Here is a 24,275-nt window from a genome sequence, read left to right as displayed (position 1 = left end):
AGTCAAACCTTATCGTTTTGATCTGCTCGCAGTTGTTGCGTCTGCTGGTCAGACCCTCGCAACTACCTTCATACCCCGTTCGCATCCCCCCAGATAACCAGCACCAAACAGGTTGTAGTGATTCAGGTAATGGTAGAGGTTGTAGATCTCGCGCTTGGTGGTATAGACCTCCGAGCGAGGATAAACACTGTCATAAGCGCGATAGAAGGCCGCACCGAAGCCTCCAAACATTTCTGTCATTGCGATATCCGCTTCCCGATCGCCCTGATAGACCGCAGGGTCAATCAGCCAGGGGCCGTCGTGATCGAACAACACATTGCCACGCCACAAATCACCGTGCAGAAGGCTGGGGTGCTTGCAGTGGCTGTCCAGCCAGCGGGTAAGCGCAGCGCTACTTTGGTCAACAACGCGTTGAAATCTTTCTCGAATAACCGGATCAGCAATCCGGCTGACCTGGTACCGGAGTCGATAGTCGACAAAGAACTGCCCCCAGGATTCCGTTAACCCGTTGGGCTGTGGTGACAGACCGATATAATTATCCCGGCCCCAGCCGTAGTGTTCCCGCTCTTGCTGGTGCAGTCGGGCCAAGCCCTCACCGAGCAGAGCCTGGCATCGTTCGTCCGGAGTAACAGACACGATCTGGGTCATCACCAGCTTGTACTGATCGACCTCAGCCACTTGCGGAATTCTCAGATGCTCCACACCAACCTGCACCAACACTTCGCGAAGGCTTTCCAGCCCCTCCGCCTCACAGGTTAATGCATCGGCAAAGCCGGTGGTGTTGGTTTTGACAAACATAACGTCGCCCTATTGCTGCTGGCGCAGCAAGGCATTCACCGTAAAGGTATACGGCGCATCCACACCCAGTTGCGCACACCGGCGCAGCACGGCCCCGGCGATGCTGTCCAGCTCCAGCGGTCGGCCTTTTTCCTTGTCCACCAGCATGGAGGTTTTGATGGCGTTGAAGTTGCTGATCAGCTCGAACATGTCATCCAGGTCTTGCCGTGTCAGGTTCACCCCGTCTGCTTCCGATGCCTTAACCGTTTCCGCCATCATGCCGTAGACCACTTTGCCGAACTCCGGGTGATGAGTCAGGCTGCGGGTATCCAGATGAGTGAGCGCTGACAACGGATTAACTCCATTGTTGATGACCAGCTTGCGCCAGAGTTCGTACCGGATGTTTTCCGATACGGTGGTGGGAATGCCCGCCTCGTTAAAAGCCAACGCCAAAGTCTTGAGCAGTTCCACTCGTAGGTCGTCAGTTTTTGGTATGGGCCAGGCGCCCATCACGATCTGGGCCACGCCTTCGGCGAACACCTTGCCCGGCTCGGTTATGTGGCCGCCAATGCGCACCGCAAGGCCGCCGAGCACACGTTCTTCGCCCACCACCTCGGCAATCAGGGGTTCATTATCAATACCATTCTGGAGAGACAGCACCGGAACGGAGCCTGCACACAGCCAGTCAGAAAGCTCCGTCATCACGGCACCGGTCGCCGTCGATTTGAGGGCAATGGCAACCAGATCAAAATCATTCGGGTGGTAATCCCGAATGAGCTCCTGATGATCGCAGGCCGGGAGGCGATGCTGGAGAACCTGCCCTTGATAATCTACGGTCAGGCCTTTTGCTCTCAATGCCTCAAGGTGATCGCCACGGGCCGTCAGCACAACCTGGTGACCGGCGTCAGCCAACCTTGCGGCGTAGTAACCTCCGATGCCACCAGCACCGATCATCAGAATCTTCAAAGCAACCACGGCAACCTCGATCAGTCAGGGCGTTGGTCAGAGAGCGTTCAGGGACAGCAGCCCAGAGTATATCAGGCCCGCAGCGCCGTCAGCTTGCCAGGACCTCCGCTGCAGAAAGGGCGCATTCAATGTCCTCATCTTCACTGCCACCAGATACCCCAATGCCGCCCACCAGAACGCCTTCCCAGTACAGCGGCACGCCGCCGCCAATCACGGCGAATTCACCGGCCTTGGTGAGGCCGTCAAGCACTCTGGCAGGAGCCGACGCGAGCATATTTTCCAGATCAACCGTGTTAACGCCCATACCTGCGGCCGTGGTGGCTTTTTTCTGAGCCAGTTCGGAGGACACCAGGAACGACCCGGCCATTTTAATGAACGCCAACTGGCGCCCGGACGTATCCACAATTGATACCGTCGCCTTGATGCCCAGCCCACTCGCCTTGTTGACGGCAGCCTGGAGCAGGCTTAACGACGCTTGTTCAGTCAAAGAAAACGAGGGTTGTACGAGTGCGAATCGCTGATTGTCATTCATGGTTGCTATCTCATCCAGCCAAATCCGGACAGCATCTGTGCCGCATTGTTCATTCCACTGCTGAACATCCGTTGGGGAAACTGCGAGCCCCCCAGGGTAAACGCGGCATTGAGCAGGCACACCGTCGGGTCATCCAGGCGATTATTCTGGGCGGAGCCCGCAGCATCTCCCTTGAATGACATCACGGCCCCCACTGCTGATCCTGTGCCCAGGCGTTGAGTAGCTCCCTTAAATGCCGGTCATGCAGGGAAATACCGTCCGCTTCTCTATGGCAGGCCTTGTCATCAAGGCAGATTAAAAGGACATCCTGTTCCCGAAGCACCTCCAGACAACGTCCGACTCGCCGGTATTCAAGCTCACTCATACCGGTATTAAGGATCAGCTCCGTTAACTCCCCGGGCTCCTCTGCCAGAAGCACCCGGAACAACTGGTGCCGGCTTACGACATCCCGTGAATGCACTTCCGGCTCAAAGCCCTGGTCTGAGAGCAGCGTCTTTATCCTGTCAGCGGTGGAGCCGTTGCCTTTAAGCTGCAGGATTTCCGGGGCTTTTTGATCGGCACGGGAGCTGATCACCACCACGCTCTTGTACTGCTTGCCCCAGATCATCCGGGCAGGCCCGGAACAGGTCTGTTCCCGGGACTGGATGCTGTCAGCGTCACAGGAGACAAATAACACCGGAAGTTTTGTCATGTATCTTCTCCTAATAAGACGGCGAAATTGCCGGGGCTTATCGCCCCAGTTTTTTGCTGACTGCCCGCCGATGCCGAAATGTTGCTTCGGCATTTCGTTGAGAATGACACGAACACTTTCAACCGGCGCGCCGAGAGAACGGACAATGGCGTCTGTCACCTCGTGGATCAGCATCTCCTTTTGCTCGTCCGTACGGCCTTCCAGAATGTTGATTTGAGCAACGGGCATAAAACCTCCTTATGCGAACCGGGCCGTGACCGTTCCCAGGCCCTGGTAGCGAACGCTGATGTTGTCACCGGCTTCCACCGTAATCGCCGCGGTGATGCCACCGGTCATGATGAAGGTGCCGGCCGGGATGTGCTCACCGCGCTCAGCCAGCAGGTTGGCCAGCATGGCCACACTGGATGCCGGATGGCCCAGCACCGCAGCACCGGCGCCGACGTCCACAATCTCACCGTTCTTCTCGACCACAACACCCAGGGTTTTCAGGTCCAGGTCGGCAGTATTCGTCATGGTGCCACCGGTGATAAACCGGCTGGAGGAAGCGTTGTCAGCCACCACGCTCACCAGGTCGAACTTGAAGTTCTCGTAGCGGGAATCGATCACTTCCACCGCCGGAATCACGAAGTCGGTGGCAGCCAGGACGTCACCGATGTGACAACCCGGGCCGTGCAACGGTGCTTTGGTCACAAACGCGATCTCGGCTTCGATTTTCGGGTGGATCAGCTCTTTGGTGTTGACCACACCGCCGTCCGGCACACTGAAATAGTCCGCCAGGAAGCCGTAGATGGGGGTTTCCACGCCCATCTGGGCCATCTTGGCCCAGGAGGTCAGGCCCATTTTCATACCAACCACCTTGTTGCCGCGAGCTTCCTTACGGCGGCGGATTTCCCACTGCACGTCGTAGGCGTCTTCAAAGGTCATGTCCGGATAATCATTGGTGACCTTGGTGATGTCGCGGGCGTTCAGTTCGGCGTTTTCTACGTGCTCGGCCAGGGCCAGCATCTGGTCATTGCTCAGGGTCTTGCTCATGCTTTTTGCTCCTCTTGCGCCTTCAGCAGATCCAGCGCCACGTCCACGATCATGTCTTCCTGGCCACCCACCATCCGGCGCTTGCCCAGTTCAACGAGAATATCCACAGTCTTCAGGCCATACTTCTGCGCTGCCACTTCGGAATGGCGCAGGAAGCTGGAGTACACACCGGCGTAGCCCAGGGCCAATGTTTCACGGTCGACTCTTACCGGGCGGTCTTGCAACGGGCGCACGATGTCGTCGGCGGCGTCCATCAGCGCGTACACGTCCGTGCCGTGGTTCCAGCCCAGCTTGTCGAAGGCGGCAATGCACACTTCCAGCGGGGCGTTGCCAGCGCCGGCACCCATGCCGGAGAGGCTGGCGTCGATGCGGTCACAGCCTTCTTCCACCGCCACCATGGAGTTGGCCACACCCAGCGCCAGGTTGTGGTGGGCGTGGATGCCGGTCTGGGTTTCCGGCTTGAGTACGTCTTTCAGGGCGCGGAAGCGGTCACGAATATCGTTCATGTTCATGGCGCCGCCGGAGTCGACCACATAGAGGCAGGTGGCGCCGTAGTCTTCCATCAGCTTGGCTTGTTCGGCCAGGCCCTGCGGGGTCTGCATGTGGCTCATCATCAGGAAGCCGACGGTGTCCATGCCGAGCTTGCGGGCGTGTTCGATGTGCTGTTTGGAAACATCCGCTTCGGTGCAGTGAGTCGCCACGCGTACGATTCGGGCGCCCGCCTGGTAGGCGTTGTCCAGGTCGTGCACGGTGCCGATGCCAGGCAGCAGCAGGGTGGCGATCTGGGAATGGGTGACCACTTCGGCCACCGCCTCGATCCACTCCAGGTCGGTGTGGGCACCGAAGCCGTAGTTGAAGCTGGAGCCTTGCAGGCCGTCGCCGTGGGCGACTTCGATGGAATCGACTTTCGCCTTGTCCAGGGCACGGGCGATGTCCTGCACGTTCTTGATGCTGTACTGATGGCGAATGGCGTGGCTGCCGTCGCGCAGGGTCACGTCGGAGATGTAGAGTTTCTTGCCAGGGTTAAAGGTCATGATTCAGTCTCCTCACTTGACCAGCGATTCGGCGATGCGCTCGGCGGTACCGAGGGCGGCGGAGGTCATGATGTCCAGGTTGCCGGCGTAGGCGGGCAGGTAATGGGCGGCGCCTTCGACTTCCAGGAAGATGGAGGTCTTCAGGCCACTGAAGCGGCCCAGGCCCGGCACGTTCATGGGCTGGTCTTCGGGAATTACGTCGAACTGCACTTTCTGCTTGAGGCGGTAGCCGGGGACGTAGGACGACACGGCTTTCACCATTTCTTCGACCGAGGCTTCCACCTCGGCCTGGTCAGCGGCCTCAGACAGCACATACACGGTGTCGCGCATCAGCAGCGGCGGTTCAGCCGGGTTCAGGATGATGATGGCCTTGCCCTTCTGGGCACCACCGACCACTTCGATGGCCTTGGAGGTGGTTTCGGTGAACTCGTCGATGTTGGCGCGGGTGCCGGGGCCGGCAGACTTACTGGAAATCGAGGCCACGATTTCGGCGTAGTGCACCTTGGCGACGCGAGATACCGCCGCCACCATCGGGATGGTGGCCTGGCCACCGCAGGTGACCATGTTCACGTTACCTTCATGCAGGTTCTGCTCCAGGTTCACCACCGGCACGCAGTAGGGGCCGATGGCCGCCGGCGTCAGGTCGATGATCTTCAGGCTTTCCTTATGGCCACGCAGGAACACTTCGTTGTGCATGTGGGCGCCAGCTGAGGTGGCATCGAATACGATGTCGATGTCGGCAAATTCCGGCATCTTCACAAGGCCGTCCACGCCTTCGTGGGTGGTGGCTACGCCCATGCGGTTGGCGCGGGCCAGGCCATCGGATTCCGGGTCGATGCCGACCATGGCGCCCATTTCGATGTGCTGGCCGTTACGCAGGATCTTGATCATCAGGTCGGTGCCGATGTTGCCCGAGCCGATGATGGCGGCTTTCAGTTTTTTGCTCATAATCTTGTCCTCAATGGGTACGGATCAGACAAAGCGCACAGACGCGCTGCCAATCCCGCCAATGTCCACACGCATGGTGTCACCGGCTTTCACCGGCTCCAGCGGTACCAGGGAGCCCGACAGGATGACTTCACCTGCCTTCAGGGAAATACCGAACTCGCCCAGGGTGTTGGCCAGCCAGGCCACGCAGTTCACCGGGGAACTCAACGCCGCTGCGCCGGCGCCGGTGCTGATAATGGAACCGTTCTTCTCCACCACCATGCCGCAGGTCACCAGATCGATATCCCGGGGAGAGACTGCGTTGTCGCCCAACACAAACAGGCCACAGGAGGCGTTGTCGGCGATGGTATCCTGAATGGCGATCTTCCAGTCCTGGATGCGGGAATCGACAATCTCGAAACAGGGCATCACACACTCGGTGGCCGCCAGCACGTCGGCGTTGGTCACGCCCGGGCCGGTCAGGTCTTTCTTCAGGATGAAGGCAATTTCCCCTTCGGCCCGAGGGGCAATCAGTCGGTCGCTGATGGGCACCACTTCACCGCTGTTGAACACCATGTCGTCGGTCAGGTAACCGAAATCCGGCTGGTGTACGTTCAGCATGTTCATCACCGCTTTGCTGGTGACACCGATCTTCTTGCCGATGATCCGGGCACCGGCCTGTTGCCGGCGCTCGAGCATGCGCAGTGAGATGTGGTAGGCGTCGTCAATGCTGATGTCTTCGCCACGGCTGGTCAGGGGCGAAACGGCTTCCCGCTTGACCATCGCTTCGTACAGTTCGTCGCCAAACTGCTGGATCTTCTGCTTATCCATTACTTGTCTCCGGCAGCGGCCTGATCCGCTTCGTTCAGGAAATCGTTAACCAACCGGGCGAACCGGTCAGCGTGTTCAATCTGGGTCCAGTGGCCGCAGCGGCCGAACACGTGCAGCTGGGCACGATCAATCAGTTCAGCCAGCTTGTAGGAGGCGTCCAGTGGAATGACTTCGTCTTCGCGGCCGTGGATGATCAGGGTTTCGTGTTGCAGGGCGCGGATGTCGTCCTCGTTGCTGGCCAGTCCATCCACCCAGCGCTGGCGAGGTGCCGGGAACATGGCCGCAAAGGATTCCTGGAAGCCGGGGCGAACGCTGGCCTGATACCGCATTTCCGCCAGCTCGTCGGTCAGCAGCCCCTTATTGAAGGCAAACACATCCATCAACCGACGCATGGCGTCCAGTGACGGCTGGTAACCCCAGACTTCGTCCAAACCCTTGGTGATCGGGAAGCTGACACCTACAGACCCCATCAACACCAACCGGCGAACCCGTTGCGGGTGTTCGATAGCCAGAGCCAGAGCGAGACCACCACCAAAGGAGTTACCCACCAGGTCCACCTGTTCCAGGCCCAGTTCATCCAGCACGCCGATGGCATGTTTAACCCAGCGTTCACGGTTGTAGACCTGGTCTTCGGGGCGTTCGCTGTAGCCGAAGCCCAGCATGTCCGGGGCGATCACCCGGCGATGCTTTGCCAGCTCGGGAATCACCAGGCGCCAGTTGGCCCAGGCGGTCACGCCGGGGCCGGAGCCGTGGATCATCATCAGCGGAAATCCGCCCTTGCCGTGATCGTGCAGGTTGGTCCGGTAGCCGGCGGCGGTAATCTCGCGCCCGATTTCAGGGCTGTCTACAGGTGCGTTCATGGCTACCTCACAGTTTGATACAGACGTTCTTCATTTCGGTGTAGAACTCCAGGGAGTGCACACCGCCCTCGCGGCCAATACCGGACTGCTTGCTGCCACCAAACGGTGTGCGCAGATCCCGCAGGAACCAGCTGTTCACCCAGATGATGCCGGCTTCAATTTGTCCTGCTACCCGGTGCGCACGGCTGACGTTTTCGGTCCAGATCGCAGACGCCAGGCCGTAAGGCAGGCTGTTGGCCAGCTCGATGGCTTCTTCTTCACTGTCGAACGGGCGAATGTGGCAGCAGGGGCCGAAGATTTCGTCGGTAATCACCGCCGAATCGTCCGGCAAGCCGGTCCAGATCGTGGGCTGCACCCAGGCGCCGCCAGCGTACTCTTCCGGCATGTCGGGCACACCGCCACCGGACACCACCGTGGCGCCGTCGTCCACCGCTTTCTGGTAGTAGGACAGCACCTTTTCACGGTGCTTCAGGCTGACCAGCGGGCCGAAATTGGCCTTGTCGTCATCGGGCGGTCCGATACGCAGCTTTTCTGCTTCCGCTTTCAGGCGGGAGACAAACTCGTCAAAGATGGAACGTTCCACATAGACTCGTTCGGTGCCCAGGCACACCTGGCCACAGTTGACGAATGCAGAGCGCATGGTGCCTTCGATGGCCTTGTCCATATCGCAGTCTGCGAACACCAGGCCGGCGTTCTTGCCACCCAGTTCCAGGGAGATATCCCGGATGCCCTTGGCGGCCGCTTTCATGATCACTTCGCCGGTGCCGGTTTCACCGGTGAAAGTGAAGCCGTCTACGTCCGGGTGGGCCGTGAGATAGGCGCCGGCGGAATCGCCACCGAAGCCGTGCACCACGTTGTACACTCCGTCCGGCACGCCGGCTTCCTTCATCACTTCGCCCAGCAGAGCGGTGGTGGTCGGGGTTTCTTCCGACGGCTTAACCACCACGGTATTACCACAGGCCAATGCAGGGCCCACTTTCCAGGTCATCAGCAGCAAAGGCAGGTTCCAGGGGCTGATCACACCGATCACGCCCTTGGGACGGCGCACGGCGTAGTTCAGCGCGCCGCTGCCATCGGGCGTGGCCATTTCAAAGGATTCTGCCGCCACGTTTTTGACCATGTCGGCGAATACCTTGAAGTTGGCGGCACCCCGGGGGATGTCGATGTGGCTGGCCATGGACTTGGGCTTGCCGGTGTCCAGGCACTCCGCCTCCAGAAACTCGTCAAAGCGGTCGTTAATGCCGTCGGCCACCTTGTGCAGAATCCGGGTGCGCTCGTCCAGGGTCATCTTGCCCCAAGGGCCTTTCAAAGCGGCTCTGGCCGCTTTGACGGCCGCATCCACTTCATCGCGGCCAGCCTCGTGAACCTTGGCAATCACCTTGCCGTTCACCGGGTTGACGTTGTCAAACAGCTTTCCGTTGGCAGAGCCGACGTATTGGCCGTTGATGTAGTGTTTGATCTCTTTCATTGCTGCCTAGTCCTGTAAAGTTGAATCCTGTTTGGGCGTTCTCAGATCAGGTCAACACCGTCAAGAAACGCTCGTTCAGTACCCGGTCGTGGTAGAAAATGGCCTTACCAAGTTGTTCGGCCTGCCAGGTCACTGGTTTGTGGTCCGGGTAGAAGTAATCGCCGCCACAGAACACTTCGTTGCGATTGCCGGACGGGTCAAAGAAGTAAATGGTCTTGCCGTGGGTCAGGCCGTGACGGGTCGGGCCGATATCGATGGAGGTATCGGTCATGGAGATCAGGTCTGCCGCCCGCAGCACGTCTTCCCAGGTTTCCAGGAAGAAAGACGCGTGGTGGAACTTGCCCTTCTCTTCATGGTGAATGAAGGCAATGTCGTGCTCTTTCATGGACACAGTCAGGAACTGGGCGATCCGAGTGCCTTCCGGGTCGAGCACCTGCTCGGCCAGATCGAAGCCCAGAACATTCACGAAGATGTCGTAAACGGCGGCAAGCTCCGGTCCGTAAAACAGGCAATGGTCGAAGCGCACGGCCTTCATCCCTTGCAGGCCGCGAGGCCAGGCTTCCGGGTTGACGCTGGAAACGCCCCACTTGCCGGTGTACTTCTTGTCGGCATAGAGCTCAAAGGCATGGCCGGATGGTACGGTGAAACGCACTCGGCGGCCGCAATCCTTCAGTTCCTCCGCCGGCACCTGCTCTACCTCAACACCGTAGGCCACGAGGTCTTTTTCCAGTTTGACCAGGGTGTCTTCATCCAGCACCTTGAAACCCATGAAGTCGCAGCCTGGCTCGTCTGCCTCACGCAGCACCAGAGAGAACTTGTCTACCTCGGTCCAGGCTTTCAGGTACACCCGGCCCTGGTCATCACGATCGGTTTCGATCATGCCCAGCAGCTCGGTGTAGTGTTTGACGGCTTCGCCCATATCGAGAACCCGGATCTGAACGTGGCCGGGACGCATTACACCTTTTTTCATGACAATCACCTCAACGGATTTGTTGTTGTTTGCTTCGCAAGCGCCGCCTCCGGCAGAGGCACACACTCGATGATCAAGTCGGTCCGCGGGTAGATCCGGCAAGCCAGGACCTCCCTTTTTCAACGGCTTCAGGTGGGGCATGCACCTTGCTCATCTTGCCGCACTCGAAATCCCCCTCCAGAACCCGGATCTTGCAAAAGCCGCAGCCACCGCCCCGGCAGCCTACGGGCACGCACTTCATACCCAGCTGTTCCATAGCCTTGAGCACGCTCTGGCCTTCCTGGCAGATGAAGTGGTCACCCGTTGTGCGGTTGAACACCTGGAACCCGGCCATACCGCCTCCCGGTCAGATTTTCTTGAACAGGGCTGAACGCTGGGTGTCTTCCGCACCGTCGGCCGCTGTCAGGAATTTCTCCATGAAGATGTCCCGCTCGAACAACCGGCCTTGCATCAGGGCGGTGATCGCTGCATCGATCATCGGAGGTGGGCCACACAGGTAAGCCTTGTTACCGGAAAACCGGCCGCCAAAGTGTTCCTTGGCGGCGTCGTGCACATAACCCCGGAAGCCCTGCCAGTCGGCATCGTCCTCGGCCTGGCTCAGGGCCGGCACGTAGGTAAAGTTGTCGTGGTCACGATCCAGTGCTTCAAACAGTTCGCGGTTGTAGAGTTCTGCGAGGTTGCGGGCGCCCTGGAACAACACGATCTTGCGTTCGTCGTTCTGCTCCAGCAGGTCGAGAATCATCGATTGCGGGCTGGAAAGCCCTGAACCACCCGCGATGAAGATCAGATCACCAGGCTGGGAACTGCGCACAAAGAACTGCCCATAGGGGCCGGACAGGTTCAGTTCATCGCCTGCTTTCAGCTGCTCGTGGATGTAGGTGGTTGCAGCGCCCCCTTCAACCAGGCGAATGTGCAGTTCCACTTCATCGGGCTTGCCTGGCGGGTTAGCGAGTGAGAACGCGCGGGCACCCTCAACTCCCGGCACTTCGATGTTGATGTACTGGCCAGCCTGGAAGGTCATCGGGCGGTCCAGTTTCAGGTGCAGACCCTTGATGGTGGGCGACAGGTCAACAATATCCGTTACTGTCGCTACGTAATCCTCCACCGGGTGGCCCTCGAAGTCCGGATCGACATCGATATCGGCTTCGATGGTCACGTCGCTTTCCACTGTGGCGCAGCAGGCCAGCACCTTGCCTTCGCCTCGCTCCACGTCCATCAGGGCAAACGGTGAGGCGTCGCCAATCTCGACGTCGCCCTCAAGCACCTGCACCTTGCAGGTAGCACAGGTGCCGTGACCGCATGCAAACGGCAACCAGACGCCCTGGCGGAGCGCCGCCTGGAGGATAGTCTGGCCATCCTCGACTTCAATCTGCTCGCCAATCGGCTCGATAGTAACGGTATGACTCATCGCTCTGCCCTCAGTATCCGGCGTTCGCCATGCCTTTCAGGCCCGGCGTGGTAACCGTCAGCATGCTTTTGTGATCAATGCCCTGGTCTTTCAGGGTGGCATCCGCATTCGGGGTGAACGGCTCATCGTTCAGCAGCCATTCAGCATTCAGGAAGTCCGCTTTTGCAGACTCCGGGTGTGCTGCGGTGGCCGGCTTGAGGATCTCCTCCACCAGGGCACGGAAGGTCATATCCGGCTGCACCAGCAACGCAAACGGCGCGCAGAACAGCAGGTGGTCGGGCCAGTAGATATACAGCAGCTGCATGCCGTGAAAGTTTTCGACCTTGTCTTTCGGTTCAAACTTGTAGTCGTAAAGTGCGCTTACACTCATGATGGTCACCTTGTTGTTTTTGTGGGTGGTTCGCCCGGCGCCAGTGGCTACCGGGCGACTCCCGGGTCAGTATCAGGCGGCGTCCTGGTTCTCATCAGCAGGCTTTTCGCCCTTGATGGACATCCAGCGCTTGTGGTCCGGCGAACCGAGGTACTCGAAATTGTCCTCGCCGATGTTGATGTGGTAGTACTTCTGCACCACGGTCTCGACATCTGCGCCTTCGCAGTTACCCTGATAGATCTGATGCACCGGCAGCCAGGCCTGCACGTATTTTTCCGGCTCGTGCTTGAAGATGTCGCAGCAGGCTTCGGAGCAGAAATGGTAACGCTCGCCTTCATGAACCAACTGACGATGGCTCAACTTGGTGGGCGCGCCCATTTCGGTGAACAGGTTCGGTACCTGGCACACCTGGCACAGTTGCGGCAGGGTGTTGTTGTAGAAGCGACGGCCAGCGGCGGCCTCTTTCGCCAGGAACTCGTAGCGCGGACGGTAGTACTTGTCGAAAGTGTCCGGGTACTTTTCAGACATCCAGTCCATTTCTTCCTTCTCTGGAACCCAGGTATGGAAGTTGGTGGCATGGCTATACTGGTAGAAAGTGGTCCACAGCTGGTGGCTCAGGTGATGCTTGGCATCGTTGGCCACGTCCTGGTACTTGGGCGGACGGATGCCGTAACGCTCCAGATCCTTGAACAGGGCTCCACCGTTCTGCTCGTAATACACTTCCCAGGCCTCGGCCCAGCTCATCACCTTGTTCGGCAGCATGTAGTCCATCATCATGCTGACCAGGCTGAGCAGGCGGAATCCGCGCCAGAACCACTTATCGATCCAGCGCTGAACAATGGGCACGTTGTCTTCGTGCTGCTCCAGGATGAACTTGATCACCTCCAGGCCCAGAGTCATGTGGCGTGCTTCGTCTGACTGGGCAGAGAAGCCGAAGGTCACGGTGGCCATGTCGCCGTTGTATGCGGCGCCCGACATAAACGGAACGAACAAGAGGTTAGTCAGCACATACTCGAACGAGAACGAAATGGCGGTCAGGAATTCGAAAGGACCAGCGGTGCGGGCATCGTCAAAGAACGACTTGGGCACCGACAGGAACCACACCCGGTCGTGCATGTGCGCAGCATCATGCAGGCCGTTAAAGTGCTTGTTGTAATGGCTCATGGCGTGTTGCTGGGTCTGCGAATGACGCAACTCGTCAATCGACTGCATCTGACAAGCCACCCGCGCACCAGTACCACTGAACTGACGACCTGCCTTGGCATATCCCTGGAAGGCCCCATGTTCCAACGGAGATACGCCACCGAGGAACAGCTTCAGGGCGTTGACGTAGCGAGCGTCTGAAATGTTCTGGTGGCCATTATTCTGGGCAAACGCATCAAAAATGGCGTACAGCTTCTTCTCTTTTTCCGCCTGATACTTCCAGTACGAATCCATGGTCAGACGGAATGGGTCTTCCCACTGAGACCAATCGGTAATCTTGATACCTTCAAAGTCCTCGTGCGGAAAAATGTCTTCTTTTTTCTGGTAGGTAGGCTCCCAACCCATGTCGCGGGTCAGATACTGGTATTTGTCTTTGAGATTCAATTTCTTGTTTTGAACAGCCATGATGATTCTCCCAATTATTTCCACTCAAGAATAAAATGGTCATCGTCCTCATCGACATTGCCGCCGATGCTGATGACATTTACGAGCATTTCCTGAACATCCCAATCGCGCCCCAGCTTTTCTTCCATCGTTTCCCGATTTATCACCAGGCGCTTCTCAGCCTGGATCCGGATCAACGCAGGCTGGTGCTGTATTTCCGCATGAGGGTTATCCTCCATAACCGCTTCGGCGAGATAGCGAGAGTCATCGTTGTCCTGAAATACAATGAATACCAACTGGCTCATGCTGAGACTCCCCTACTCTGCAGTCCGAATTTCTTCAGGCGGGTAGAAAGCTCCGCCCAGGCTTCATCCAGAGCGTCAATACCCACCGAGGCTTCTGCCAGTGGTTGGAGAGCGCTATAGATCTGCGGCTCCCACTGATCGATCCACGTCTGGAGCAGTTCGCAATTGGCTTCGCTCTCACCGGCGACGGCTTTGATCATGGCGTTGGTCCAGCGAAGGGATTCTTTGTACCAGTCGCGCATGAACTCGGTGAGCATGGAAACGTCTTCCGCACCCTGAGTCGCAAGCCAGGCATCCATTTTGTCGTACACCAGGGTGTACATCAGTCCATCCAACAGAATGTTCTGAACCAGGGTCAGTTCGAACCAGTCATCAACGACCAGGGTGTCCTCCACGAGTTTGCGCATGGGCTGCCACAGCTCGTCATCCATCCAGTAGCCTTTGGACTCGTCCAGTGCCTTACCGGTGCTACCGTCAATCATCAGAGCAATGCGAGACAGGTACTGACCAATGCCCAGACGATCCATCGCGGCGTAGATGTGCATCTGGGAAACAGTGGTGGCTACAGCGTCACCCGCGATCTTGCTGTTGTTCATGTTGGCGCCCAGTTCCACATGGCGCAGGGGCACCATCAGGCGCAGCAACAGCTTCTGGGTTTCTTCGGGCAGGCGGGTCAACAAGTTGCGCTTGTCGCAAAAACCAAAGCTGGTCTCGGCGGACTCCTGCATTTTGGCCCGATTGCCTACGTAGGCGCCGTAGTAGTACTGGCGGGGATCAGACACCGCGTACCAGTCGTCCATGCGGATGGCGGTACGGCGATCATCATTGAGCTCGTATCGGGAATCCCATTGGGGGCGATAGTGGAAGTTGGTTTTCGCCTCCAGGTCGTAGCTCGCTTCCTGATAGCGAGTCGCCGGCTTGTCACCAAATCGGCGCGCAATGTGGCTGTAGGTGTGACGAATGGGTTCCATCGAGGTGGTTTTGATTTCGATACTCATATCAACCTTTCCGTTTTGTTTTTGTGGATCAGATTGTGGGTGTTGCTTGTTTGGCTCAATAACGCTGGCCGCGCTCTCCGAAGCGCCACTTGACCATGTCTTCGTCGATCTCGCGGATCATGTCCGAATCCATATGGACCACGTTGTTGTGCTTGCAGAAGATCTCGAAGGCTTCCCGTGGCAGCACAAGCTCGACGAACAGCTCCGGATAACCAATCGCAAAATCGAATTCCACGAATTTGTCACCTGGCTCGCTGCGGACCCGGATATAGCGGGTCATTTCGTTAAAGGTCTTGGCTTCTGGCTGGTTCGTCATAGTGAGCCCCGTTTATGTTTGTGGTCGGCTTGCAGTGTACTGAGCAACGGCTGTGCCACTTCGGAGACGACCACCACGAGAGAGTATGTAGGCCAATGTTTTTGATAGGTTTTTCTGGAGCAAACGAACGCTTCAAGCGGTTAAAACGAGCTCCGAACTTCGGCTCGAGAGGGGTTCTTTTTTCACCAAATGATCAAAACCAAGGGTGATCTGACCAAATGCTCAGACCAAGGCCCAATTCAACGATTACCTCCATTTTTTTATTATTTGGTTGATTTTTGATCTTGATCAGGTGTTAGATGATCAATTAATGAGCTCCGAATGAGCTGTTCCCCGCCTACAACTATAAAAGGGGTCTCCGACCATGGCTGTCAGTTACAAGCCACAACTGAACTACACCGATTTCAAGGATCTGACGGAGCAGATTCATTTCCAAAGCTCGGAAGGCAAGATCTGGTTTGGCGAGCAGCGGATGCTGCTGATGAACCTCACCTCTCTGGGTGCGTTTCGCCGTGAGATCGTCAACAGCATGGGCGCAGAGAGAGCCAAGGGGTTCTTTCTGCGGCTGGGTTATCTGTCTGGTCTGAAAGATGCCGAGCTGGCCCGCAAACTTCGCCCGCATTGCAGTGAGCTGGACATTTTCCTGGCAGGCCCCCAGTTACACTCGCTCAAAGGCATGGTCAAGGTGATCCCGCTGGAAATCGATCTGGACCAGGAAACCGGCGATTTCTATGGCCGCCTTGAATGGATTGACTCCTGGGAAGTGGAAATCTGCAAAACCGAACTGGGGCAAATGAGCGAGCCGGCCTGCTGGGTTTTGCTGGGGTACGCCTGCGCCTATACATCGTCATTCATGGGGCGGGAAATTATCTTCCGGGAGGTGAGTTGTCGGGGTTGTGGCGACGAGAAATGCATTATTGAAGGCAAACCGGCAGAGGAATGGCCGGATGCAAAAGAATTTTCCCGCCACTTCAAAGCAGACCCGATCATCGAAGAGCTCTACGACCTGCAGGAGCAACTGAACTCCCTGCGCAGTACCCTGCAGCGACAGCAGGGCCAGTACTACGGCATCGGCCAGTCGGCTTCCTATAACAAAGTGTGCAAGATGATCGACAAGGCAGCCCAGGGCAAGGTGTCTGTGCTGCTGCTCGGTGAAACCGGCGTTGGTAAGGAGGTCATCGCCAAGAGTGTTCATCTGCGCAGCGAGCGGGCCGACGGCCCGTTCATTGCTGTCAACTGCGCCGCCATTCCGCCAGACCTGATTGAAGCCGAGCTGTTCGGGGTGGAAAAAGGCGCCTATACCGGCGCCAACCAGGCCCGTGAGGGTCGCTTCGAACGCGCCCACGGCGGCACGATTTTTCTGGACGAAGTGATTGAACTGACCCCTCGGGCCCAGGCAACCCTGTTACGGGTTCTGCAGGAGGGCGAGTTGGAGCGGGTGGGCGACAACCGTACCCGCAAGGTCAATGTCCGGGTGATTGCCGCGACTAATGAAAGCCTTGAGCAAGCGGTCGAGCAAGGCCGGTTCCGGGCCGATCTGTTCTATCGCCTCAACGTGTTCCCGGTACAGATTCCGGCCTTGCGGGATCGCCTGGAAGACCTGCCTCTGCTGGTGGGGCACTTTCTTGAAAAGTTTCACGCCCAGTACGAGAAGCGCACGCTTGGCCTCTCCGACAAGGCATTGTCGCTGTGCATGAGCTACCACTGGCCCGGCAATATCCGGGAACTGGAGAATGTGATTGAGCGGGGGGTGATCCTGACCGACAACAACGAAACCATCAGTCAGGATGCCCTGTTTGTGACTCCGCCCGCGACGGACAAACAGCCAGGTGAGCGTATTGATGAAGAAGGCAATATGCGGTCCGGCCCACCGGAAGGCGGCACGGGCAGCTGGTCTGATACGATTCTGGGGGCTGGAATAAGCCTGGATGAAGTAGAGGAAACCCTGATGCGCCAAGCCATGGAGCAAGCCAATCAGAACGTCTCCAAAGCCGCCCGACTGCTGGGCCTCACCCGCCCCGCCCTAGCTTACCGCCTGAAGAAATCCGGCATTCTTGCCGAAAGCTGATCAGCAACCTGATTCATCCAGCAACAGGGATGTTGCACCACCTTTCCGTCGCCTTACGAAATGGACAACCCGCCAGATCACTTGATCATTTGATTAAAATCAAACCCTGACAACCCCCCCTCTGCTTTTGCCTCCAACCCTTCCAGAAACAAAATATTTACATATTATTCAATGCGTTAATTAATCACCATTCCAAATGGCACAGCCGTTGCTGATGGCATTGTCAGTCGCTTTTCACAAAAACAAAGACGGTGACAAAACAATGCAAAACGCTTTCCTGCGCTCGAAGCGCAAAACGGCGGTGGCTGTCGCGATGGTCGGCGCATCGTCGCTTATCCTGACCGGGTGCGAAGCACCGCTGAATCTGGAATCCGTCAGGGCGGTTTCAGAGCAATCCTCAAAACGCACAGATTTCTACCAGGCCATGGCCAGCAACCACCAGGTGATTGTGGTGTCTGGCAATGATGGGGTTCTCCTGGCCAGTGATGACCAAGGCGATACCTGGAAGCGGCTACCGGTCGGCGCCGCCAGCAGTTTCCTGGCCATGGATGTGTGCCCAGATAACTCCTTTGTCGCGCTGGCCTTCGACAACCACATCTGGCACGGCACAGCCGATGCATCCGAGTGGACAGCCCACGCCATGCCCAGCCAGGAGCAGATGATGACCGCGGCCTGCGGGCCCGATGGTAGCTGGCTCGCCGCAGGCAGCTTTACCACCGTTCAGTTCAGCACCGATCAAGGCGAAAGCTGGGACGAAACCTCCCTCTACGAAGACGCCATCATCAACAATCTCCAGTTTGTCAGTGACGAGCAGGTGATCGCCACCGGCGAATACGGGCTGGTTCTGCGCAGCGACGACAGTGGCATGAACTGGGAAATCGCCGGCCGTGCTCCGGACGAGTTCTACATTCACGCCAGTTACTTCGCATCTGAGTCTGAAGGCTGGGTAGGTGGCCTGAACGGCTTCATCTATCACACCACGGACGGCGGTGAGAGCTGGGATCAGGTGCCGGCCGAAACCTCCGCACCGGTGTTTGGCTTCATTCCGGGTGCAGGTGCCGTCTACGCCCTGGCCGATAACGCCACGGTACTGAAACTGGGCGATGCCGGCTGGAGAAAGATCTCGGAATCCAGCCAACCACTCTACCTGAGAGCCGGGCTGGCTCTGCCAGACCATCGCCTGTTGGTGGCCGGTGGCCGGGGCCTGCTCTTCGACCTTGAACTCCCCACGGCCCTTGCCGCCAGTAAAGACTGAGGATTCCCACCATGTCCCAACTGCATCGTTTCACGCATTTGCTGCACCTGTTGGAAGTGTGGATCTTCAACAATCCACGCAAGGTGTTGTCGTTAATTGCCATTCTCACCCTGGTGTTTGCCCTGCGCATTCCGGGGCTCAAGATTTTCACCGATTTCGCGGACCTGTTGCCGCAACAGCACCCCTACATTGAGCTGCACAACAGCATCAAAGACAGCTTTGGCGGTGCCAACGTGTTGGTTGTCGGTGTTGAGTTCGAAGAGGGGGATATTTTCACCAACGAGAACCTGGCGCGGATTGATCGCATTACCCAGGCGGTGGACAGCCTGCCGGGGGTCAACCACAACCTGGTGTCCAGCGTTACCCACCGCAATTCCCGGAAGGTGTGGCTGACGGAAGTCGGCAGCATCAACTCCGAGCCTTACTACGATTCCACCCGGGGCCTGTACTCACCGGAGGCTCTTGAAGCCATGCGTGCGGATGTGGCTGCCAACCCGCGGGTTTACGGCCCCCTGGTGTCACCGGACCTAAAGATGGCCCTGGTGAAAGCTCAGCTGATTGAAGGCCAGCTGGACTACGAAACAACCTTCGCTCAACTCCAGCAGCTTCGGGCCAATGAAGCCGCCGAAGGCATCAATATCTACGCCACCGGCCAACCAGTCTTGGTGGGCTGGGCCTATACCTACATGGATCAGATCCTGCAGATCTTTATTTTCACCGTGCTGACCATGCTGGCCCTTCTGATCTTCCATTTCCGTAAAGCGTACGGTGTGCTCATCCCCCTTGGAGGCGTTCTGGTCTCAACGATTTGGGGGCTTGGGATTATCAGCCTGCTGGGCTACAACCTTGACCCCCTTGGGCTGGTAATCCCCTTTTTGATCGCCGCACGGGCCATGAGCCACGGGGTGCAGCTGGTCGAGCGCTACTACGCCGAAACCCTGGTACTGGGCAGTGGCCCCAAGGCGGCAAAAGCCACCTTCGACAGCCTGTTCCGCCCCGGCTCACTGGGCGTGGTGTCAGATGCCATCGGCCTGTCCCTGATTGCCATTGGCTCGATTCCCCTGAACACCCACCTGGGCATTTACGCGTCCCTGTGGGCGATCACCGTGGTGTTCACGGTGTTGATTGGTGTGCCGCTGCTGCTCTCCATTCTGCCCACCCCGAAAAATCCGGAAATCCGGGAAACCGCATTGCGTCACATTGGTTCCACCTGCTCCCGTACGGTCACCAAACCGGGGGCGGCACGGTTGATACTGGCGTTCGCCGCGGTCGCCATGCTCGGTGGCTTGCTGGCGTCTTCCAATGTGCAGATTGGTGACTCCGAACCGGGCTCTCCCATTCTGTATCCGGACCACGATTACAACCTCTCTTCCAGAATCGTTAACGACCGCTTTCCGGGTTCCGAGGAACTGTACATCGTTGCCGAAACCAGCGAGAACGGCGGTCTGAAGCGGCCGGAAGTGCTGGCGGCACTGTCCGATCTGCAAGCTCACATGCTGCTCGACCCGGAAGTAGGCGGCACCAAGGGCCTGCCAGACCTGATCAAGCAGGTTAACCGCCTGATGCACAACGACGACCCCCGCTGGTACCAGATTCCCCACGATGCCGGCTACGTGGGCGGATTGATGTTCACTTACATGGCCTCCAGCCCGGTTCCCGGAGCCCTGGACGAATTCAACGATACCGACGACCGCATCGCCAACCTGGTGTTCTATTACAAGGACCGCCAGGGCGAGACCATCCGCCGCGCCATTCATATGGCCAAGGAGTGGATTGACGCGCACGGCGACAGCGTGGAAGGCCTGACCATCCGCCTCGCCGGTGGCACCCTGGGTGTGGCTGCCGCCATGAACGAGTCCGCGTTCGAAACCAACGTGATCGTACTGCCACTGGTGTTCCTGCTGATTTTCATCTTCGTGATGCTGTTCTACACCTCCTGGCACGCCGGGCTGATGATGCTGTTGTCGATGCTGTTCGCCACCACGCTGACCTACGCCTACATGGGCATCAAGGGGCTCAGCATTGATATCAACACGGTACCGGTGATTGCCGTTGGCATTGGTGTGGGTATCGATTACTCCATCTACATGATGGATCGCATCCGGGAAGAAATGGCCAAGTGCCAGGATCTTCGCGAGGCGGTGCGTCGCGCAATATCCACCACCGGTATGGCCATCAGCTTTACCGCCCTCACCCTGATGGCCGGCATCGTGATGTGGGTGATCTTCTCTGACCTGCGCTTCCAGTCCGATGCCGCGTTGCTGCTGTGCGTGATGATCGTGATCAACGGCCTGGCCGCCATGCTGCTGGTGCCTTCCTGGGTGCTGAGTTTCCGCCCCCGCTTCATCACCGATGTGTACGCCGATGAAGACGGCATCCTGCATTCCGACCACAGAACCCCGAAATCAACTCCCTCTGCTGCTCCAGCCATGAAGCAGGAAGATGGATTTGTGCCAGGAGAACCGTACCGGGCCTGAGCCTGGTACCAACTCCCAAAAACCTGTAACGAGGACAAGCCATGCAAATAAAAACAAGAGGCCTGAGATTCTGGTGCTACACCCTGGCGGGTGGGGCCAGCCTGGCGCTGCTACCAATGACCACCACCGTGGCCGCGGAAGACACCCGCTTTAACGGCTACGTGGAGAACGCAACCTACGGGCGGGAGGGCGTTGGCCTTTCCAAGTTCCGTAACACCCTTCAGTTAGAGGCTCAGAAACGCGCTGGCGACATGGGCATCTTCAGTAACGTTCGCTTCAACGCCATCCTGCGGGGTAGTTACGATGGTGTTTATGATCTGAATGATGACGAGTATGGCCGTAACGCCGGCGGGCCGATTCAATTACAGGATCTTGCCCAGGGCTCCGTGCCCCATGGCAGCGGTGTTGGCAGTCCTGCCAGCGCGATCCCATTGCCGCCGGGAAACACCTTCGGCTTTGACACCAACCAAAACCCGAACGACGGCATGGTGGTACTGGGCGAACACCTGCACGGGCAAGACAACGGCGTAGCCTTTGGTGTTCCCGTCCGGCCCTGCGACAAGGACGACCGGGGCTGTATCCAGGGCTATCTGGATAAAGATTCAAATGAGATGAGGTTCCAGGAATTCAACGACCGGGCCGACTTCATCCGTGAACTCTACGCCGATTTCGACATTAACTTCTCCAACGGTAATATCCTGAGTACTCGTGTGGGTAAACAGCAGGTGATCTGGGGCCGAACCGACCTGTTCCGGGTGCTCGATGTGATCAACCCGGTCGACTTCTCCCGCAACAACATCTACGACGAACTGGAAGATATCCGGATTCCGATGTGGATGGTTCGTACCGACTACCGCATGGGGCCCACCGAAGTCTTCGACGGCCTGGCGTTTGATGATCTGAACTTCCAGGTGGTCTGGAACTTCGACAAGTTCCGGCCCCATGACATTGGCCAGTGTGGCCAGCCAAATGTGATTCTGGATGCCGGCTGCTTTTTCCGGGGCATGAATAACCTCTGGGAGAATGGTGGCACCGTGGCCAACTTCGCGGGCGCCACTCCTGACGGGGGGCTGGCAACAGACTTCGGCCCTGGCCAGATCGGTATCCGCAAGGCGCACATGCCCAGCTGGAGCCTGTCCAACACCCAGCTTGGTCTGAAGATGGAAGGGGTTTACGGCGATCTTGGCTTCTCGCTGAATGCGCTGACCTACCGTTCACAGCTGCCCTCGCTCCGTGGAGGCATACCCGCCCAGAACGGGTTCACAGGTGAAACCGGCGTTTGGCCGAGCCTGATTGCGTTCGACATTCACTTCCCGCGGGTCAACCTGGTGGGCGGTTCCCTCGATTACTACTCACAAGGCATCGATACCGTATTCCGGGTCGAAACCGCCTATACCTCCGGTGAGGAGTTCGCCAACACCCTCCGTGAACGGCTCTACTCCGAATCCGATGTTCTGCGTTACGTGATCGGTGCAGACAAGAACATCTTCATCCCGGCGCTGAACGAAAGCCAGGCGTTCCTGTTCTCAGGCCAGATCTTTGGTCAGCACATTCTGGATCACGAACGTGAGCAGCGCACCTACGGCGAGGCCGGTATCCCCGACTGGGAACACAACTGGACCGCGACACTGCTGATCAAGGGCTTCTACATGAATGGCCGGCTCAGCCCCCAGCTCATCACCGCCCACGATTTCCGTGCCCAGGCCACCGCCCTGGCACCGTCGGTTGAATGGCTGGTGACCGATCGCTTCAAGCTCACCGCCGGCGGCAACTTCAAGGTGGGCACGGGCGCCCGCAAGTTTGACGACTGCCGCTCCTGCAACCCCTGGGACCCGTTCACACAAACCCCGGGCGTTGTCGGACACCAACCGGGTGAATCCGCAGGTCTCTCCGGCTATGAACCCCTCGGTCGTTTCCAGTCTGGCCCCATCGGCATGGCCCAGAAAGAAGACGAAATTCAGCTGACCGCCCGTTACAGCTTCTGATAACAAGAGGACAGAACCATGAAAACCACAACCAAACCAACGCTGCTTTCCCGGTGCCTGGCCGCTGGCCTGGCCACCGGAATGCTGGCCTCACTGGCCCATGCCAGTGACGACGTTATCGAGAACTCTTTTTTCCCATATAACGATTCGGTGCCTACGAAAGAGGGCCTGAACACCGGCCTGGTGATCGACCAGTCTAACGTGGCCGAATTCAAAGATGTGATTGACCCGGCCTTCTACACGTTTATCGAGAATGGCTGGACTTCCATCACCGTGGGTGACACCACCTCCTTTGGCCTGAACGAAGGCTACATCGAGGCCACCCGCGCCGCCCTTGGCCAGGTATCGCTGGGTGACCAGGTGGGTGAGATCAACGGCTGGCAAGCCGGCCGCCCGTTCCCGGAAGAGCCGGATGCCAACGACCCGCGCGCTGGCGAGAAGCTGGCGTGGAACTACAAGTACGGTTACAACTGGGGCGACAGCGCCGCCATTTACCCGTTCTACTGGAAGTACCGGGACATGAACTCCGGCAAGCTGGAGCGCACCATCAAGTTCAACTTCCACTTCCTGAACTTCAAGGGTCGGGTAAACCAGGAACCGACGCCGGAAATCACCCCCAACCCGTCTGACCTGTTCCGTGCCATCTACGTGCAGGTACTGGACCCGGCCGATGTGCGCAACACCCAGTTGCTGATTCACCGCGCCGCAGATGACCTCAAGCGCGACAACTCCTGGCTGTACCTGGGCTTCCAGCGCCGGGTTCGTCGCCTGGCCACCGGCCAGGTAACCGATGCCTTCCTCGGCTCAGACCTGATGATCGAGGACTTTGAGGGCTACAACGGCCGAATTTCAGACATGAACTGGACCTACAAAGGCACCCGGAACATGCTGATGCCGTTCTACAACCACAACGACCTGGAACTGGATACCGAGACCCACCAGGACAGCGATGGCTACCAGGTTGTGGCCTTCGGCGGCCAGGGTGGCTGCTTCCCAAACATCACCTGGCAGCTGCGCAAGGTCTACGAAGTGGAATCGGTGCCGGTGGATGACAGCCACCCGCTGTCGCGCCGGGTTCACTACATGGACGCCCAGACCTTCACTATCCCGCGCACGGTGTCTTATGACCGCAAGGGCAGCATGTGGAAAACCTTCACCATTGGTCAGGCGCATCCGGACCATCACCTGCCCAAGAACAAGGGCAGCGGCGTGTCTATCGATGACAGCTTTAGCATGATCGATGTTCAGGCCAGCCACTGCACCACCGGCCAGTTCAAGGGCCAGGTTGACCCGGAGATGTCACCGCCACAAATGTTCAACGTGCAACACATGCGCGCAACAGGCAGCTGATCGGCAAGTCGTAGTTGCTCTCCTTTGGGCCCGCTGTGCGGGCCCCTTTTTCATTTCGGAGGATGAAA

Annotated in this window: 23 protein-coding genes and 1 pseudogene; 5 read left to right on the top strand and 19 right to left on the bottom strand. The window is 58.1% G+C overall.

The window, feature by feature from the left end:
* Positions 1–48 precede the first annotated feature (48 nt).
* The 19 genes and pseudogenes from RVM24_RS18240 to RVM24_RS18150 form a co-directional block, all read right to left on the bottom strand.
* Positions 49–798: a fructosamine kinase family protein gene (locus RVM24_RS18240; RefSeq protein ID WP_431474526.1), complete on the bottom strand. Its 750-nt coding sequence runs from the start codon at positions 796–798 to the stop codon at positions 49–51.
* A 9-nt stretch (positions 799–807) separates the two neighbouring features.
* On the bottom strand, positions 808–1,752 hold the full coding sequence (locus RVM24_RS18235) for a ketopantoate reductase family protein (protein ID WP_228263858.1): 945 nt from the start codon (positions 1,750–1,752) through the stop codon (positions 808–810).
* 79 nt (positions 1,753–1,831) lie between these two features.
* Positions 1,832–2,275, bottom strand: coding sequence for a GlcG/HbpS family heme-binding protein (locus RVM24_RS18230; RefSeq protein WP_431474525.1), 444 nt, complete (start codon positions 2,273–2,275; stop codon positions 1,832–1,834).
* Between the two features lie 5 nt (positions 2,276–2,280).
* Positions 2,281–2,457, bottom strand: a complete 177-nt coding sequence (locus tag RVM24_RS18225; RefSeq protein ID WP_431474524.1) for a hypothetical protein — start codon at positions 2,455–2,457, stop codon at positions 2,281–2,283.
* 551 nt (positions 2,458–3,008) lie between these two features.
* Positions 3,009–3,194: pseudogene (locus RVM24_RS18220) on the bottom strand (2-hydroxymuconate tautomerase); the annotation flags it as partial.
* Positions 3,195–3,203: 9 nt separating this feature from the next.
* The gene (gene dmpH / locus RVM24_RS18215; protein ID WP_431474523.1) at positions 3,204–3,998 is read right to left on the bottom strand and encodes a 2-oxo-3-hexenedioate decarboxylase; all 795 of its coding nucleotides are present in this window, start codon (positions 3,996–3,998) and stop codon (positions 3,204–3,206) included.
* Positions 3,995–5,032, bottom strand: coding sequence for a 4-hydroxy-2-oxovalerate aldolase (gene dmpG, locus RVM24_RS18210; RefSeq protein ID WP_431474522.1), 1,038 nt, complete (start codon positions 5,030–5,032; stop codon positions 3,995–3,997). The genes dmpH and dmpG overlap by 4 nt, the downstream gene beginning before the upstream one ends.
* A 12-nt stretch (positions 5,033–5,044) precedes the next feature.
* Positions 5,045–5,980, bottom strand: coding sequence for an acetaldehyde dehydrogenase (acetylating) (locus RVM24_RS18205; protein ID WP_431474521.1), 936 nt, complete (start codon positions 5,978–5,980; stop codon positions 5,045–5,047).
* Between the two features lie 24 nt (positions 5,981–6,004).
* The gene (dmpE, locus tag RVM24_RS18200; RefSeq protein ID WP_431474520.1) at positions 6,005–6,790 is read right to left on the bottom strand and encodes a 2-oxopent-4-enoate hydratase; all 786 of its coding nucleotides are present in this window, start codon (positions 6,788–6,790) and stop codon (positions 6,005–6,007) included.
* A complete protein-coding gene (locus RVM24_RS18195; RefSeq protein WP_138436882.1) occupies positions 6,790–7,650 on the bottom strand; it encodes an alpha/beta fold hydrolase in 861 nt (286 codons plus the stop codon). Before RVM24_RS18195 ends, dmpE begins: the two co-directional genes overlap by 1 nt.
* Before the next feature lie 7 nt (positions 7,651–7,657).
* The gene (locus tag RVM24_RS18190) at positions 7,658–9,118 is read right to left on the bottom strand and encodes a 2-hydroxymuconic semialdehyde dehydrogenase (protein WP_431474519.1); all 1,461 of its coding nucleotides are present in this window, start codon (positions 9,116–9,118) and stop codon (positions 7,658–7,660) included.
* Positions 9,119–9,164: 46 nt separating this feature from the next.
* Positions 9,165–10,088: a catechol 2,3-dioxygenase gene (locus RVM24_RS18185; RefSeq protein WP_061333813.1), complete on the bottom strand. Its 924-nt coding sequence runs from the start codon at positions 10,086–10,088 to the stop codon at positions 9,165–9,167.
* Positions 10,089–10,161: 73 nt separating this feature from the next.
* Positions 10,162–10,329: a 2Fe-2S iron-sulfur cluster-binding protein gene (locus RVM24_RS18180; protein ID WP_431475415.1), complete on the bottom strand. Its 168-nt coding sequence runs from the start codon at positions 10,327–10,329 to the stop codon at positions 10,162–10,164.
* 105 nt (positions 10,330–10,434) lie between these two features.
* A complete protein-coding gene (locus RVM24_RS18175) occupies positions 10,435–11,496 on the bottom strand; it encodes an NADH:ubiquinone reductase (Na(+)-transporting) subunit F (protein WP_431474518.1) in 1,062 nt (353 codons plus the stop codon).
* 10 nt (positions 11,497–11,506) lie between these two features.
* Positions 11,507–11,866, bottom strand: coding sequence for a phenol hydroxylase subunit P4 (locus RVM24_RS18170; protein ID WP_113880255.1), 360 nt, complete (start codon positions 11,864–11,866; stop codon positions 11,507–11,509).
* 72 nt (positions 11,867–11,938) lie between these two features.
* Positions 11,939–13,474 carry an aromatic/alkene/methane monooxygenase hydroxylase/oxygenase subunit alpha gene (locus RVM24_RS18165; protein ID WP_061332469.1) on the bottom strand — a complete coding sequence of 512 codons (1,536 nt, stop codon included), beginning with the start codon at positions 13,472–13,474 and terminating at the stop codon, positions 11,939–11,941.
* A 14-nt stretch (positions 13,475–13,488) separates the two neighbouring features.
* Positions 13,489–13,758, bottom strand: coding sequence for an MmoB/DmpM family protein (locus RVM24_RS18160; protein WP_061332470.1), 270 nt, complete (start codon positions 13,756–13,758; stop codon positions 13,489–13,491).
* Positions 13,755–14,756, bottom strand: a complete 1,002-nt coding sequence (locus RVM24_RS18155) for an aromatic/alkene monooxygenase hydroxylase subunit beta (protein WP_431474517.1) — start codon at positions 14,754–14,756, stop codon at positions 13,755–13,757. Before RVM24_RS18155 ends, RVM24_RS18160 begins: the two co-directional genes overlap by 4 nt.
* 55 nt (positions 14,757–14,811) lie before the next feature.
* Complete coding sequence (locus tag RVM24_RS18150) at positions 14,812–15,072, bottom strand: phenol hydroxylase subunit (RefSeq protein WP_061332472.1); 261 nt, start codon at positions 15,070–15,072, stop codon at positions 14,812–14,814.
* Positions 15,073–15,436: 364 nt separating this feature from the next.
* On the opposite strand from RVM24_RS18150, the gene RVM24_RS18145 reads away from it, so the two are divergent.
* The 5 genes from RVM24_RS18145 (at position 15,437) to RVM24_RS18125 (ending at position 24,207) form a co-directional block, all read left to right on the top strand.
* Positions 15,437–17,140 carry a sigma 54-interacting transcriptional regulator gene (locus tag RVM24_RS18145; protein WP_431474516.1) on the top strand — a complete coding sequence of 568 codons (1,704 nt, stop codon included), beginning with the start codon at positions 15,437–15,439 and terminating at the stop codon, positions 17,138–17,140.
* A 262-nt stretch (positions 17,141–17,402) separates the two neighbouring features.
* Entirely contained in the window at positions 17,403–18,395 is a 993-nt protein-coding gene (locus RVM24_RS18140) for a WD40/YVTN/BNR-like repeat-containing protein (RefSeq protein WP_106694521.1), read from the top strand.
* An 11-nt stretch (positions 18,396–18,406) separates the two neighbouring features.
* The gene (locus RVM24_RS18135) at positions 18,407–20,872 is read left to right on the top strand and encodes an efflux RND transporter permease subunit (protein WP_106694350.1); all 2,466 of its coding nucleotides are present in this window, start codon (positions 18,407–18,409) and stop codon (positions 20,870–20,872) included.
* Between the two features lie 41 nt (positions 20,873–20,913).
* Positions 20,914–22,857 (top strand): DUF1302 family protein, encoded by a 1,944-nt coding sequence (locus tag RVM24_RS18130; RefSeq protein ID WP_431474515.1) that lies wholly within the window; start codon positions 20,914–20,916, stop codon positions 22,855–22,857.
* Positions 22,858–22,875: 18 nt separating this feature from the next.
* A complete protein-coding gene (locus tag RVM24_RS18125; protein ID WP_286253315.1) occupies positions 22,876–24,207 on the top strand; it encodes a DUF1329 domain-containing protein in 1,332 nt (443 codons plus the stop codon).
* Positions 24,208–24,275 lie beyond the last annotated feature (68 nt).

Origin of the sequence: Marinobacter sp. KM021 (genome assembly GCF_050707965.1) — a bacterium.
Taxonomy (GTDB): Bacteria; Pseudomonadota; Gammaproteobacteria; order Pseudomonadales; family Oleiphilaceae; genus Marinobacter; species Marinobacter shengliensis.
This window is presented reverse-complemented; position numbering and strand designations above follow the sequence as displayed.